Annotated in this window: 17 protein-coding genes; 11 read left to right on the top strand and 6 right to left on the bottom strand. The window is 68.1% G+C overall.

Features of this window, described 5'->3' with window-relative positions; all coding sequences use genetic code 11:
* Window positions 1–10 precede the first annotated feature (10 nt).
* The 8 genes from tal to N2M23_RS15415 all read left to right on the top strand — a co-directional run bounded on the left by tal (window position 11) and on the right by N2M23_RS15415 (window position 8938).
* Window positions 11–1123, top strand: coding sequence for a transaldolase (tal, locus tag N2M23_RS15380; RefSeq protein WP_265446642.1), 1113 nt, complete (start codon window positions 11–13; stop codon window positions 1121–1123).
* Complete coding sequence (locus tag N2M23_RS15385) at window positions 1120–2748, top strand: glucose-6-phosphate isomerase (protein ID WP_265446643.1); 1629 nt, start codon at window positions 1120–1122, stop codon at window positions 2746–2748. The genes tal and N2M23_RS15385 overlap by 4 nt, the downstream gene beginning before the upstream one ends.
* A gap of 91 nt (window positions 2749–2839) precedes the next feature.
* A complete protein-coding gene (gene zwf, locus N2M23_RS15390; protein ID WP_265446645.1) occupies window positions 2840–4381 on the top strand; it encodes a glucose-6-phosphate dehydrogenase in 1542 nt (513 codons plus the stop codon).
* Window positions 4378–5568: a glucose-6-phosphate dehydrogenase assembly protein OpcA gene (locus tag N2M23_RS15395; protein WP_265446647.1), complete on the top strand. Its 1191-nt coding sequence runs from the start codon at window positions 4378–4380 to the stop codon at window positions 5566–5568. Before zwf ends, N2M23_RS15395 begins: the two co-directional genes overlap by 4 nt.
* A complete protein-coding gene (pgl, locus tag N2M23_RS15400) occupies window positions 5565–6302 on the top strand; it encodes a 6-phosphogluconolactonase (RefSeq protein ID WP_265446649.1) in 738 nt (245 codons plus the stop codon). Before N2M23_RS15395 ends, pgl begins: the two co-directional genes overlap by 4 nt.
* Window positions 6280–6750, top strand: a complete 471-nt coding sequence (locus tag N2M23_RS15405) for a GNAT family N-acetyltransferase (RefSeq protein ID WP_341870606.1) — start codon at window positions 6280–6282, stop codon at window positions 6748–6750. The genes pgl and N2M23_RS15405 overlap by 23 nt, the downstream gene beginning before the upstream one ends.
* On the top strand, window positions 6747–7118 hold the full coding sequence (locus N2M23_RS15410; RefSeq protein WP_265446651.1) for a VOC family protein: 372 nt from the start codon (window positions 6747–6749) through the stop codon (window positions 7116–7118). The genes N2M23_RS15405 and N2M23_RS15410 overlap by 4 nt, the downstream gene beginning before the upstream one ends.
* 269 nt (window positions 7119–7387) lie before the next feature.
* On the top strand, window positions 7388–8938 hold the full coding sequence (locus N2M23_RS15415; RefSeq protein ID WP_265446653.1) for an HNH endonuclease signature motif containing protein: 1551 nt from the start codon (window positions 7388–7390) through the stop codon (window positions 8936–8938).
* A gap of 118 nt (window positions 8939–9056) precedes the next feature.
* On the opposite strand, the gene N2M23_RS15420 is transcribed toward N2M23_RS15415, so the two are convergent.
* Both N2M23_RS15420 and N2M23_RS15425 read right to left on the bottom strand, forming a co-directional pair.
* Window positions 9057–9776, bottom strand: coding sequence for a tRNA ligase subunit PheS family protein (locus N2M23_RS15420; protein WP_265446654.1), 720 nt, complete (start codon window positions 9774–9776; stop codon window positions 9057–9059).
* A complete protein-coding gene (locus N2M23_RS15425; protein ID WP_265446655.1) occupies window positions 9773–10201 on the bottom strand; it encodes a tRNA ligase subunit PheS family protein in 429 nt (142 codons plus the stop codon). Before N2M23_RS15425 ends, N2M23_RS15420 begins: the two co-directional genes overlap by 4 nt.
* A gap of 296 nt (window positions 10202–10497) precedes the next feature.
* Here N2M23_RS15425 and N2M23_RS15430 point away from each other — a divergent pair, with 296 nt between their 5' ends.
* Genes N2M23_RS15430 through N2M23_RS15440 form a run of 3 tightly spaced genes read left to right on the top strand, consistent with a single transcriptional unit; the run spans window position 10498 to window position 11797 of the window.
* On the top strand, window positions 10498–10860 hold the full coding sequence (locus N2M23_RS15430) for an ArsR/SmtB family transcription factor (protein WP_265446656.1): 363 nt from the start codon (window positions 10498–10500) through the stop codon (window positions 10858–10860).
* Complete coding sequence (locus N2M23_RS15435) at window positions 10857–11345, top strand: SRPBCC family protein (protein ID WP_265446657.1); 489 nt, start codon at window positions 10857–10859, stop codon at window positions 11343–11345. The genes N2M23_RS15430 and N2M23_RS15435 overlap by 4 nt, the downstream gene beginning before the upstream one ends.
* The gene (locus tag N2M23_RS15440) at window positions 11345–11797 is read left to right on the top strand and encodes a VOC family protein (RefSeq protein ID WP_265446658.1); all 453 of its coding nucleotides are present in this window, start codon (window positions 11345–11347) and stop codon (window positions 11795–11797) included. Before N2M23_RS15435 ends, N2M23_RS15440 begins: the two co-directional genes overlap by 1 nt.
* A gap of 49 nt (window positions 11798–11846) precedes the next feature.
* Here N2M23_RS15440 and N2M23_RS15445 read toward each other — a convergent pair whose 3' ends face one another.
* The 4 genes from N2M23_RS15445 to N2M23_RS15460 form a co-directional block, all read right to left on the bottom strand.
* A complete protein-coding gene (locus N2M23_RS15445; RefSeq protein ID WP_265446659.1) occupies window positions 11847–12197 on the bottom strand; it encodes an RNA polymerase-binding protein RbpA in 351 nt (116 codons plus the stop codon).
* A gap of 40 nt (window positions 12198–12237) precedes the next feature.
* A complete protein-coding gene (secG, locus tag N2M23_RS15450; protein ID WP_265446660.1) occupies window positions 12238–12480 on the bottom strand; it encodes a preprotein translocase subunit SecG in 243 nt (80 codons plus the stop codon).
* A 92-nt stretch (window positions 12481–12572) separates the two neighbouring features.
* Window positions 12573–13385 carry a triose-phosphate isomerase gene (tpiA, locus tag N2M23_RS15455; protein WP_265446663.1) on the bottom strand — a complete coding sequence of 271 codons (813 nt, stop codon included), beginning with the start codon at window positions 13383–13385 and terminating at the stop codon, window positions 12573–12575.
* A complete protein-coding gene (locus N2M23_RS15460) occupies window positions 13385–14587 on the bottom strand; it encodes a phosphoglycerate kinase (protein WP_265446665.1) in 1203 nt (400 codons plus the stop codon). The genes tpiA and N2M23_RS15460 overlap by 1 nt, the downstream gene beginning before the upstream one ends.
* Window positions 14588–14591 lie beyond the last annotated feature (4 nt).

Below are 14591 nucleotides of genomic sequence, written 5' to 3' on the forward strand. Positions count from 1 at the left end.
GAGGCACGTGATGAGCAACGACAACACACAGGCACTGAGTGACCTCGGCGTCTCCATCTGGCTGGATGACCTCAGCCGCCCGCTGATCAACGGCGGCGACCTGCAGAAGCTGATCGACGACAAGAACGTCGTCGGGGTGACCACCAACCCGACGATCTTCGCGACTGCGCTGTCGGACGGCTCGGCATACAACGAGCAGGTGGCGCAGCTGGCCGCCAAGGGTGCGACCGTCGACGAGGCGGTCTTCGAGATCACCACCCAGGACGTGCACAACGCGGCGGAGCTGCTGAAGCCGGTCTACGACGCGACCGACGGCCAGGACGGCCGGGTGTCGATCGAGGTCGAGCCGGGCCTGGCGCGGGAGACCGACGCAACGGTCGAGATGGCCAAGAAGCTGTGGGCCAAGGTCGACCAGCCGAACACGATGATCAAGATCCCCGCGACCCGCGAGGGCATCCCGGCGATCGCCAAGACACTCGCCGAGGGCATCAGCGTCAACGTGACGCTGATCTTCTCCCTGGAGCGCTACCGCGAGGTGATGAACGCCTACCTCACCGGTCTGGAGCAGGCCAAGGAGAACGGCCACGACCTGAGCAAGATCCGGTCGGTCGCCTCGTTCTTCGTGTCGCGGGTCGACACCGAGATCGACAAGCGCCTGGACCAGATCGGCTCCGACGAGGCGAAGGGCCTCAAGGGCAAGGCGGGCGTGGCGAACGCTCGACTGGCCTACCAGGCATTCGAGGAGGTCTTCTCGACCCCGCGCTGGCAGACCCTCGCCGACGACGGTGCGCACGTGCAGCGTCCGCTGTGGGCCTCGACCGGCGTGAAGGACCCGGCCTACCCCGACACGCTGTATGTCGTGGACCTGGCGGTCAAGGACACCGTCAACACCATGCCGCCCAAGACCCTCGACGCGGTCGCCGACCACGGTGACCTCAAGGGTGACCAGGTGACCGGCAACTACGCCGACGCGGCCAAGGTGCTGGACGACCTGGAGAAGCTCGGTGTGAGCTACGCCGACGTGGTCGAGGTGCTCGAGAACGAAGGCGTCGACAAGTTCGACAAGTCGTGGGCCGAGCTGCTCGGCTCGGTCGACTCGGAGCTGAAGAAGGCGGCGAAGTGAGCGAGTCTCAGGCAGAGCTGACCGTCGCTGCCGTCGGGTCGGCGGCCGACGCGATCTCGACCAACGTTCCGGGGCTGGTATCCGACAAGTTCGCCAGCAAGCTCTTCGCGCAGGACCCGACGCTCTGGGGCCCGGCCGCGGAGGACGAGTCGAGCAAGCGACTGTCCTGGGTCGGTCTCGCGTCGTCATCCCGTCCGCTGGTCGACGAAATCGCCTCGCTGCGCAGCAAACTCACCGACAAGGGCGTCGACCACGTCGTGCTCTGCGGCATGGGCGGCTCGTCGCTCGCGCCCGAGGTGATCTGCGAGACGGCCGGAGTGCCGATCACCGTCCTGGACTCCTCGCAGCCGGACATGGTGCGCGCCGCCCTCGGCGACCGGCTCGAGCAGACGGTCGTGGTGGTCTCCTCCAAGTCGGGCTCGACTGTCGAGACCGACTCGCAGCGCCGGGCGTACGAAGCGGCGTTCAAGGACGCCGGCATCGACCCGGCCGAGCGCATCGTGGTCGTCACCGACCCGGGCAGCCCGCTCGACAAGGAGGCCCGCGAGGCCGGTTACACCGTCATCAACGCCGACCCCGCGGTCGGCGGCCGTTACTCGGCGCTGACCGCCTTCGGCCTGGTGCCGAGCGGCCTGGCCGGCGCCGACATCGGGCAGCTGCTCGACGAGGCCGAGGCTGCCACGCCCATCCTCGCCGCGGATGACGAGGGCAACCCCGGTCTGCAGCTCGGCGCGGCGCTCGGCGGCACCAAGCCGCTGCGCGACAAGATCGTGCTGATCGACGCCGGGACCAAGGCCATCGGTTTCGGTGACTGGGCCGAGCAGCTCATCGCCGAAAGCACCGGCAAGGACGGCAAGGGGCTGCTCCCGGTCGTCGTCGGCGACTCCCCCACCGGTGACCAGCTGGACGACGAGCTTTGGGTGCGCCTGGTCGCGACGGGCGACGACTCGCAGCCGCAGGGCGCCGCGACCGTCGACGTCGGCGGCACACTCGGTGCAGCGTTCTTGTTGTGGGAGACCGCCGTCGCGGCAGCCGGCCGGCTGATCGGGATCAACCCCTTCGACCAGCCCGACGTGGAGAGCGCGAAGGCGGCAGCTCGCGAGCTGCTCGGCAAGGGCACCGGCTCGGCCGACGCCCCGGCGTTCACCGACGGCGCGGTCGAGGTGCGCACGGCCGGGCCCGACTTCCTCGGCGGTGCCTCTACCGTGGCGGAGGCGCTCAAGGCGTTGCTCGCGCAGCTACCGGCCAGTGGCTACCTCGCGGTGATGGCCTACGTCGACCGGATCGCCGACCAGTCGCTGGCAGACGTGCGAATCCCGTTGGCACGCAAGCTGAACCGGCCGGTCACCTTCGGTTTCGGCCCGCGTTTCCTGCACTCGACCGGTCAGTACCACAAGGGTGGCCCGGCGGACGGGATCTATCTGCAGATCACCACGGCGCCGACCGAGGATCTGTCGATCCCGGGCAGGGAGTTCACCTTCGGTGACTTCATCGCCTCGCAGGCAGGCGGTGACGCCAAGGTGCTGGCCGACCACGGCCGCCCGGTGCTGCGGCTGCACCTGACCGACCACGACGCAGGCATCGCCCAACTGCAGCAGGCCATTGCGGAGGTAACCGGTTCATGAGCGTCGCTGCCCGCGGCGCCCGCCGCAGCACGCTGCGCAGGCGCGTCGCGCGCCGCGGTACTCCTGCTCTGATTTCTTGGAGGCACAATCAATGAGCCCCGCTCGCGTAGCGAGGGGGAGCAACCCGCTGCGGGACGCCGACGACCGTCGGCTCCCGCGGATCGCGGGGCCCTGCGCACTGGTGATGTTCGGCGTCACCGGCGACCTGGCCCGCAAGAAGTTGCTCCCCGCCATCTACGACCTGTCCAACCGCGGTCTGTTGCCGCCGGGGTTCTCGCTCGTCGGTTTCGCCCGGCGTGACTGGGACGACCAGGACTTCACCAAGATCGTGTATGACGCCGTGCGCGCCGGCGCGCGCACGCCCTTCCGGGAGGAGGTGTGGCAGGGCCTCGAGGAGGGGCTGCGCTTCGTGCACGGTTCGTTCGACGACGACGAGGCATTCGACGAGTTGGCGCGGCAGTTGCAGGAGCTCGACGAGCAGCGCGGCACCGGTGGCAACACCGCGTTCTACCTGTCGATCCCGCCGAGCGCCTTCTCCACCGTGACCTCCCAGCTGGAGCGCTCCGGCCTGTCGACACCGCGGCCGGGGTCGTGGAAGCGGGTGGTCATCGAGAAGCCGTTCGGTCACGACCTGGCCAGCGCGCGGGAGCTCAACAAGACCGTCGAGCGGGTCTTCCCGGCCGACTCCGTCTTCCGCATCGACCACTACCTCGGCAAGGAGACCGTCCAGAACCTGCTGGCGCTGCGCTTTGCGAACCAGTTGTTCGACCCGGTCTGGAATGCCAACTACGTCGACCACGTGCAGATCACGATGGCCGAGGACATCGGCATCGCGGGCCGTGCGGGTTACTACGACGGCATCGGCGCGGCGCGCGACGTCATACAGAACCACCTGCTGCAGCTGCTCGCACTGACTGCCATGGAGCAGCCGAATTCCTTTTCGGCACACGAGCTTCGGGCCGAGAAGGAGAAGGTGCTGTCGGCGGTCCGGCTGCCGAAGGACCTGTCGACGGCGACCGCTCGCGGGCAGTACACCGCCGGCTGGCAGGGCAGCGAGAAGGTCAAGGGCTACCTGCAGGAAGACGGTATCGACCCCAAGTCGACGACCGAGACGTATGCCGCGCTGAAGCTCGACGTGCACAACCGTCGTTGGGCGGGCGTGCCGTTCTACCTGCGCACCGGCAAGCGGCTCGGCAAGCGCGTTACCGAGATCGCGGTGGTCTTCAAACGGGCTCCCGCGTTGCCGTTCACCGACACCGCGACCGAGGAGCTCGGCCAGAACGCCATCGTGATCCGGGTGCAGCCGGACGAGGGCACCACGATCCGCTTCGGGTCCAAGGTGCCCGGGGCCACGATGGAGGTGCGGGACGTGACCATGGACTTCGGCTACGGCACCGCCTTCAACGAGTCGAGTCCCGAGGCGTACGAACGACTGATCCTCGACGTGCTGCTCGGCGACCCGCCGCTCTTTCCCCGGCATGAGGAGGTCGAGCTGTCCTGGCAGATCCTTGATCCGGTCGAGAAGTTCTGGGCGCGCAAGGGCAAGCCGGATGGCTATGAAGCGGGCACCTGGGGGCCGGCCAGCGCCGACCGATTGATGGAACGCGACGGAAGGGAATGGCGGCTGCCGTGATTGTGGATCTCCCGAGCACCACCACCAAGGACGTCAGCAAGCAGCTGGTCCGGTTGCGCGACGAGAGCGGTGCGGTCGCGCTCGGCCGCGTGATGACGCTGATCATCGTCACCGACGAGGAGGGCGCCGACGACGCGCTCGAGGCGGCCACGCACGCCAGCCGGCAGCACCCCAGCCGGATCATCGCCGTGGTCACCGGCAACCCGCGTGGCAAGAGCCGGATGGACGCGCAGGTCCGCGTCGGCGGCGAGGCCGGCGTCAGCGAGATCGTCATCCTCCGCCTGCACGGGGAGCTGTCCAAGCACGGCGCGAGTGTGGTCACGCCGCTGCTCGCGGCAGACACTCCCGTGGTCGCCTGGTGGCCCGGCGCCGCGAACGACGTGGCGTCCTCCCCCATCGGCAAGCTCGCGAGCCGGCGCATCACCGATGCGTCGCTTGCGAAGGATCCGCGAAAAGCCTTGGCGCGCAGGCGTGCCGACTACGCACCGGGTGACACCGACATGGCGTGGTCGCGCAGCACGCGGTGGCGCGGGCTGCTGGCGACAGCTCTCGACCTGCCCCCCTATGAGCCGGTCACCTCGGTGACCGTGACCGGGGCGTCCGACTCGGCGAGCAGCGATCTGGTAGCCGGGTGGCTCGCCGTACGGCTGAAATGCCCTGTGCGTCGGGCGCGTTCGCGTCCTGGCACCGGTCTGGTCAGTGTGCGTATGGAGCGCGCCTCCGGGCCGATCGACCTGGTGCGACCGGATCGCCGTACGGCGACGCTCAGCCAGCCGGGGCAGCCGATCCGGCGGCTGGACCTGACGCGTCCCGGCACGGCGGAGTCGTTGGCCGAAGAACTCGGCCGGCTCGGCGAGGACGATCTCTACCGCGAGGCGCTGGTGCGTGGGCTGCCGATGGTGTCCAACGTCAGCGTGACCGCCAGCAAGGCGGTGGCCTCCGGTGCGGCGCCGTCGCCGCAGAAGGCAGCCCGCGCCGCCCGCAAGCGGACCACGGACGGCCCGGACCTGACGGTGAAGCAACTCGAGGAGATGCCGCTGCCCAAGGGTGCCCCGGCAGAGTCGCATCGCCGGAAGGCGAAGAAGGCGGCTGCGAAGGCTGCGGCGACCCGCAAGGCTGCCGCCAAGAAGGCACCGGCGAAGAAGTCTGCGGGCAAGAAGGCCACCGCGAAGAAGTCGACGCGATGAGCATCGAGCGGCGCGCGACCAAGGACGAGCTCGGGAAGGCGATCTCGTCGACCCTCGTCGGCGAAATCGTTGCGGCACAACGTGATCGCGGCGTTGCGCACGTCGTGCTCACCGGTGGGTCGATGGGTGGCCTGTCGTTGCAGGACCTGCCGTCCGCAGACGGCATCGACTGGTCGAGGGTCCACTTCTATTGGGGCGACGAGCGATTCGTGCCATCGGGCTCGGCCGACCGCAACGATGTCGAGGCGGACAAGGCCGCCCTCGACGCGTTGCCGGTCCCCCCTGAGAACGTTCACCGGGTGGCTTCCTCCGATCAGGTGCCGGACGCGGAGAGCAGTGCGCGCGAATACGCCGAGACGATCCGGGGCACCGAGGGTGACGGGATGTTCGATGTCGTGATGCTCGGCGTCGGGCCGGATGGGCACATTGCGTCGCTCTTCCCGCATCACCCGGCACAGCGGACCGAGGGCGCCATCGCGGTCGCGGTGCACGACTCCCCCAAGCCGCCGCCGGATCGAGTGTCGCTCACCTTCGAGGCGCTGGGCCGCAGCCGCCAGGTGTGGTTGATGGTTGCCGGGGCCGAGAAGGCCGAAGCCGTGGCCGCTGCCCTGGCGCCCGGCGCGGACCGGTGGGACGTGCCGGCGAGCGGTGTGCACGGCACGGATTCGACCATCTGGTGGGTTGATTCGGATGCCGCGTCGAAACTGGATGATGCTGACGATACGACGAGCTGACTTCGCCGATCCGCAACTCGAGGCGTTTCTCACGGCGCACCTCGTCGATCTCGAACCGACCTCCCCTCCGGAGAGTCGGCACGCCTTGGAGCTCGACGCGTTGCGCGCCCCCGGCGTGCGGCTCTGGACGGCGTATGACGGCGAATCCCTCGTCGGCACAGCGGCTCTCGCCCCGGTCGATGCCGGGCACGAGGAGCTGAAGAGCATGCGCACCGATCCGGATCAGCGCGGTCGAGGGATCGGTGCACGGCTGCTCGATCACGCTCTGGACGACGCCCGCTCGCGCGGCGTGGCCAGGATCTCCCTGGAGACCGGCAGCGCGGACTACTTCGCACCGGCCCGGGCGCTGTATCGCCGGCGCGGGTTCGCCGAGTGCGAGCCGTTTGCGTCATACATCGAGGACGTGCACAGCACATTCATGACGCTCGACCTGGTGCCCGGCCGATGACCACCGGCAACGTGGTCGGCGTGCTCGCTCGCGTGTTCGTCGAGGACCTGGACAGCGCGGTCGACTTCTATACCTCGATCACCGGTGGTGCGGCACAACGGTTTTCGTTCCGGGATGTCGAGCTGGCAAGGGTCGGCGATTTCCTGCTGCTTGCCGGCGACGCCTCGGCGTATGGCGACCGCACCGCCACCGTTCTCGTCCGCTCGCTTGAGCCGGTGATCCGAGACCTCGCTACCTACGATGGTGCGGTAGTCGAAGGCCCGACGCCGGGCCCGAACGGGCGACGGTTGATCGCGCGCCACCCGGACGGCTCGGTGTTTGAGTACATCGAGGAGATCCACCCGCCCAGCACCCGTGCAGCTGGATAACCGCACGCCCACGCCTCTCGGGTGACGCGGGCAACAGCCTGTCGCCGCGCGGCCCAGGCTGGTTTGCGCGTTCGCCGCTGACGCATCGTCGGCCATTGCCGGGTGCTGGCCCGCGACGAGCGCGCTCGGGGAGGGCACATTCCGCCACGCAACACCATCCCACCCGCCACCGACAACCCGTTCGTGATCCCACGAATCACACTGGAAACACTCACCATTCGGCCTTGTGCACCCTTCCCAACCACATCGAACACGTGTATGATTTGGGTATGTCCCAGCTGCAGCAGGCACTCACCAACCAGGTGATCACCGCTGCCACCACGAGCGAACTCCTGCAGGCCGCACACACGCTGCTCCGCGCCGCGTTCGAGAAGGCCCACGAGCCCGACGGCACGGGTCTCTCGGATGACGAGTTGCTCGATCAGGTGCTCGCCACCCAACAGGTGCAAAACTCCGCCTGGGCCACCCAAACCCTGCGCCTGGACCAACTCGCGCAACGCGAATACGACAAACACCCGCACCACCCCGACACCTGGACACCGTTGGAAGTCGGTGCCCGCCTGGGATGGACCGACCGGCAAACCAGTCTGCGACTCACCCAAGCCACGGAGAGCGTCCGCTACACGCCCCGCTTGGTCGACCACGCCGGCACCGGGGAGTTGGAGGGACGCAAAGTGATCGCGGTCAGCGACACCCTCGCCGACGCAATACCGGCAACCGGCACACCCGAAACACCCGAGGCAGCTGATTGTCCGGTCGACCTCGCCGCAACCATCGAAGCCGAGATCCTGGCCAGCGCCCCGGAGAGCTCGACATCGACGAAACTGCGCCGCCGCACCGGGCGCCTACTAACCCAGCACGCACCCGTCGCAGCCGACCACGCTGCGGCGGCACGACGACGAGAGTCCACCGACGTGACCGTCGCACCCCACTGGGAGCCAGGCATGTCCACCCTCACCGCCGTCCTGCCCTCCCTGGACGCGGCGAAACTCATCACCGCAATCAACACCCACGCGAGAGTGCTGCACGGCTCGACCACGACCGGTAAGAGCCTCGGCGAATGCCGGGTCGACGCCCTGACGGACCTGCTGTTGTCGAACGCACAGGTAGCCACCGAGCTGGTGCTGCAGGTGCCGTTCCATCCCGACGCCACGGACCCGGTCGACCTGGCAATCGTCACAGGCGCGGTGGAACTACCCGCCCACCAGCACTACGCCTTCGCGATCGACCGAGCCCGACTCGGCTGCACACCTGCCCATGCAAGCAGCAGGGCCGAACACCAACTCCGGCAACACCTCAACCAACAAAACCTCAACCAACAAAACCTCGACCGGCAACACGTTCACCCCACCCGGCAGACCAGCACCCATCCACCACCACCACGGCGACGGCAAGTGGCGTACCGCCTCGGTGACGTCCACGTCTCCGGTGTCGGGGTCATCCCCGCCACCGTGATCCGCGAACTCACCGACCTGCTCGGTACCACGTTCACCCGCGCCCTGGTCAACGCCGACACCGGGACGGTGGCCGAAACCGCCAACCAGACCTACACGCCCGGTGCGCGGTTGGCGCGATTCGTCCGCGCCCGCGACCAACACTGCCGATTCCCCGGCTGCACCCGACCCGCAACACTCACCGACCTCGACCACATCACCCCCTACCCGAACGGACCCACCGCAGCCCACAACCTGCAATGCCTCTGCCGACACCACCACCGCGCCAAACACGAAGCCGGCTGGACCGTCACCATGACCCCCGACGGTGTCTGCACCTGGACCAGCCCCGTCGGACACACCTACCTCACCCACCCCGCCGACTAAAGGGACCGCTGATCTCGATACGGCCTCGCCTAGCGGCTCGGCCTACTCGATCAGCGTGGAAATGGCTCGGCCAACTCGATCACGCAAGCAGGTCGGCGTGCTCGATCAGCGTCGGGCGTCAGGCGAGTTCCACCACCTCACCCTCGTGCAGGGCACGGTAGACGTCGTTCCGGAGCGCGTTCGCCTCGGCGCCGGTCAGCGTCCTGTCGAGCGGACGGATGACCAGGCGCACCAATGCATTCACCTGGTCCGGCCGGAGGCCGAGCCGCGCCCGCGCCGGCTCCGGCAGGTCCGCATAAGCAGTCCTCGATAGCAACTGCACCGACTCGAGCTCAGGCGCACGGTCACCGAGTGCAGCACGCACCCGGTCCCCGAGCAGTTCCTCGTCCGACCCGCTCGACACCACCAGGGACAGATCACGACGAACCGCGGGCATCGTCGAAACCGGTTGATACGTGGACAGATCCAGCATCTGCCTCGCGATCCGCGGATCGGTGGCGCGCAACAACCGGATGTCGTCGATCGACTTGCGCAGCATCAATGCCCGATCGAGTCCGATCCCGACCGCGACACCGGCCCACTCGCCGGGCGACAGTCCCGCGCGCCGAAGCAACCAGGGCGCGATCAGACCACCCTCCGCAAGTTCCAGCCACCCCCTCTGACCTGTGCCTCGCTGCCCACCCGAGGCATCCGTGCACCGAACGTCGAGCTGCAGCCCACCTTCGGTGTAACTGTGTGGTGAATCGACCACGCGCCACTCGCAACCCGGCAACGCGGCGCCGGCCACGGCACCGAGCGCCGCGACCAGGTCCTCCCGGTGCACCGGTGACCGCGTCACCGGTGCAGGTCGAGTTGGTGCGGCTCCCCGGTGTGCGTGCGGTCGATCGCATCCCGCCGGTAGGCAAGACCGGCCGCGGCATACAGCGCATCCGCCGGACCACCACGCTCCACGTGCCGGGCAAGCGCCGGCGGCAGCATCGCGCTGGTGTGACTACGGAGCATCACCGACGAGCTCACATAACGCGAATATCGTTCACTACGAGTGATATCCGACTGCTCGTAACCGAGCGCGTCATAGTTTGCGGCGGTTGAGACGAGCGCACTCTGCCGCAGCTGTATGACGGGGCATCGCGCCACGTCGCGCACGCTCTCGATGAGCGCACCGAGTAGTGGCTGCATCGCGTGCAGCCCCTGCTCGGCGTCGGTCAGGTCGCGGATCAGGAGCGCGTCGATCAACTGGGGCGTGCTGAGATGGGTGGGCATGGCAGATCCTTCCGGCAGTGAGGGGAATGAACGATCTCCCTCGGCCGGCCGCCCCGGCCTCAGCCGCGCGACGCGACGAGCCCGCGGCCGGGAACCGGCCGAGGGCAACGAAATCGCCGCGTGAGTGCCATGCGTTTCTCCTAGGTCGAGTCGCACGCTAGCCGGGCGGCCGGATACCCGTCGACCGCTTTTCGCCGGCCGCCGCCCACTTCATCAACCCATGGGTTGAATAAACGTGAACCGCGTACTACAGTTCCGGTATTCAACCAATCGATTGAATACCGAGGGAGCCACCGATGGACGAACTGTCCCGGGTGTTCGCGGCACTGGCCGACCCGACGCGGCGGGACATGGTCGCCCGCCTGACCGAGGCGGACGCGACCGTGAGCGAACTCGCCGTGCCGTACGACGTGAGCATCCAGGCGGTCTCCAAGCACCTGAAGGTGCTTGAGGACGCCGGCTTGGTCACCCGCACCCGCGATGCCCAACGGCGGCCCGTTCATCTGGAAGCCGAGGTCTTCGACCTGATGACCAAGTGGATCGAGCGATACCAACAACGCGCGGAGCAGCGCTACCAGCGCCTGGATGCGGTGCTGGACGAACTCAACGCAGCAGACAACAACCGCACCGGCAACAACCGGAAAGGACGAGCATCATGAGCACCACAGACGCCACCGAGGCAGTCATCGAGGCAGATCCGAAACTGCCGATCATCCGAATCACTCGTGATTTCAACGCCACCCCCGCACAGCTGCTGCGCGCACACACCGACCCCGACCTCTACGCCCGGTGGGTCGGCCCGAACGACATGACCACCAAGATCGACTACTGGGATGCGCGCACCGGCGGGAGCTGGCGCTTTGTCAACCTGCGCGGCGGCGAGGAGTTCGCCTTCCACGGCAGCTTCCATGAGGTCGGCGACGACCGCATCGTGCAGACCTTCACCTGGGAAGGTATGCCGGAAGGCGTCTCGCTGGAGACGCTCACCTTCGAGGAGCTGGGCAACGGCCGCACTCGCCTCCACGCCCAGTCACTGGTCGACTCGTTCGAAGCACGCGACGGGTGGCTGGCCAGCGGCATGGAGGTCGGCATCAACGACGGATACGCGAAACTCGACAACCTACTCACCCAAGGAGCCATCTGATGGACGCCAACACCCTCACCACCTGCCTGTGGTTCGACGATGACGCGCAGGCAGCAGCCGAGTTCTACACCGGCCTGTTCCCCAACTCGAATATCGGCCAATCATCACCGATGACAGTCGAATTCACGGTGATGGGCCAGCCGTTCCTCGGGCTCAACGGTGGCCCGATGCACGCCCGGAAATTCAACGAGTCGATCTCATTCCAGGTCCCCTGCGCCGACCAGCAGGAGGTCGACCGGTTGTGGGCCGCGCTCGGCGACGGCGGCACCGAGAGCAACTGCGCCTGGGTGCAGGACCGCTACGGTGTCTGGTGGCAGGTCATCCCGACCCGGCTGCCGGAACTGCTGGCCGACCCCGACCCGGCGCGCGCAGAGCGCGCACTCCAGGCGATGTATCAGATGCGCAAGATCGACGTGGCGGCGCTGGAGACGGCGGCGGACGCAACCGCCTGAGCGATCACGCAAGAGAGCGGGAACCCGCTGCTCGATGGCTACGTGGTGGCTACTTGATCAGTCCACGCTGGCGCAGCGTGTCGAGCGCCTCGTCGAGAATGACCGCGCCCTCTTCGTCGCTGCGCCGCTCCTTCACATACGCCAGGTGCGTCTTGTAGGGCTCTGCCTTCGGCGGCGCGGGCGGGTTCTCCTGGTCCTGGCCGGCGGGGAACCCGCACCGCGGGCAGTCCCACGTCTCCGGCACCGAGAGGCCCGACTCCTGCGCAAAGCTGGGTCGGGTCTCGTGCCCGTTCGAGCACCAGTAGGAGACCACGACGCGGGGCGCAGCGTCGCCGCGCTCGGCCTCACCCATGGGTCCGGCACCCACCCGGCTCCCGCGAATTGCATTGCCTCCGGCCACGATTGCTCCTAAACGCGTCGAGTTGTCGAGTATGCGGCGGTCACGCGAATCGCGCGACCAGCCCGAGACCCACGATGGCGGCGAACCAGACCAGGCTCGCGATGATCGTCAACCGGTTGAGGTTGCGCTCGGCGATCGATGACCCGCCGAGGTTGCTGCTGACACCCCCGCCGAACATGTCCGACAGGCCGCCGCCCTTCCCCTTGTGCATCAGGATCAGCAGCACCAGGAACAGGCCGCTGAGGACGACCAGTGCCTGCAGAGCGATGCGCAGCACGTCCACGCTGAAGACTCACCTTCGGTTGATTACATCCGTATGGCGCAAACTGCGCCTCGGGCAAGATTACACGGCGTCATGCCGCGATCCGGACAACCTCAGCCAACAACGCCTTGGTGCGCCTTGTAGCGACAGATGCTCGCAAACTCGGTCGGATCCAGCGAGGCGCCACCGACCAGAGCCCCGTCGACGTCGTCCTTGGCCATGATCGAGGCGACATTGCCGGATTTCACCGACCCGCCGTAGAGGAATCGCACCTGATCGGCCACGTCACCGGAATAGAGCTCGGCCACCCGGTCGCGCAGCGCGGCGCAAGCCTCCTGTGCATCGTCCGGGGTGGCGACCTCACCGGTGCCGATAGCCCAGATCGGCTCGTAGGCGACGACCAGCTTCGCGACGTCCTTCGCCGGCACCCCGGCCAGGTCGGCGGTCAACTGACCGACGATGTAAGGGATCTGCTCCCCCGCCTGGCGCACCTCCAGCGGCTCGCCGACGCAGAGAATCGGCACCAGGTCGTGCCGGAACGCGGCCTTGACCTTGGCGTTCACCGTCTCGTCGGTCTCGCCGTGGATGGTGCGCCGCTCGCTGTGCCCGACCACCACGTAGGTGCAGCCCAGCTTGGTTAGGAACGCTCCGGAGATGTCACCGGTGTAGGCACCGGAATCGTGCGGCGACAGGTCCTGCGCACCGAATTTCAGCTTGAGCCGGTCGCCGTCGATCAGCGTCTGCACCGACCGGATGTCGGTGTATGGCGGGAGCACCGCCACCTCGGTCTCGTCGTGGTCGTGCTTCTTGTCCCGCAGCGTCCAGTCGAGCTTCTGCACCAGCACCGTGGCCTGCTGGTGGTCCAGGTTCATCTTCCAGTTGCCGGCGATCAGCGGGGTGCGGACGGTCTTGGTCTCCTGCGCCATCAGGACTCCAGCACCTCCAGGCCGGGGAGGGTCTTGCCCTCGAGGAACTCCAGGCTGGCGCCGCCACCGGTCGAGATGTGGCTGAACGCGTCGTCGGAGAAGCCGAGTTGCCGCACGGCGGCCGCCGAGTCGCCGCCGCCGACGACGGTGGTCGCGCCCTTCGCGGTCACGTCGGCGAGGGCCTGCGCGACGGCCTGGGTCCCCGCGGCATACGGCTGCATCTCGAAGGCGCCCATCGGGCCGTTCCAGAAGACCGTCTTGGCCGAGCCGATCGCCTGCGCGAAGGCGGCCGCCGACTCGGGGCCGATATCGAGCCCCATCCGGTCGGCGGGGATCGCGTCGGCGGCGACGACCTCGTGGTCGGCGTCGGCCGAGAACCCGGTCGCCGCGACGACGTCGGTCGGCAGCACGATCTGCACGCCGCGGTTCTCTGCGTCGGCGAGGTAGCCGCGCACGCGGGCGACCTGATCCTCCTCGAGCAGGCTCTTGCCGACCTCGTGCCCCTGAGCGGCGAGGAAGGTGAAGACCATCCCGCCGCCGATCAGGAGGAGGTCGGCCTTGGTGAGCAGTGCCTCGATGACGCCGAGCTTGTCGCTGACCTTGGCGCCGCCGAGCACGACGGCATACGGCCGCTGCGGCTTCTCGGTGAGCTGCCGCAGCACGCCGACCTCGGTCTCGACCAGGCCACCGGCGGCCTGCGGCAGCCGCTCGGCGATGTCGTAGACGCTGGCCTGCTTGCGGTGCACGACGCCGAAACCGTCGGACACGTAGACGTCGGCGAGGTGCGAGAGCTGGTCGGCGAAGGCGCCGCGCTCGGCGTCGTCCTTGCTGGTCTCCCCCGGGTTGAAGCGGAGGTTCTCCAGCACCGCGACGTCTCCGTCGTTCAGCCGGTCGACGGTCTCGTTGGCCGACTCCCCCACCGTGTCGGTGGCGAAAAGCACTGGCGTGCCGAGCAATTCGGCCAGCCGGTCAGCGACCGGGCGCAGCGAGTACTTCTCCTCCGGCACGCCCTTCGGGCGGCCCAGATGCGCGCACACGACGACCCGGGCGCCGGCGTCGCGCAACCGCTGGATCGTCGGGACCGACGCACGCACCCGACCGTCGTCGGTGATCGTGCCCGCGTCGTCCAACGGCACATTGAGGTCGCTGCGCAGCAGCACGGTCTTGCCATGGAGCTTGCCCAGGTCGTCGATGGTGCGCATCAGC

Origin of the sequence: Flexivirga meconopsidis, assembly GCF_026162425.1 — a bacterium.
Classification (GTDB): domain Bacteria; phylum Actinomycetota; class Actinomycetes; order Actinomycetales; family Dermatophilaceae; genus Flexivirga; species Flexivirga meconopsidis.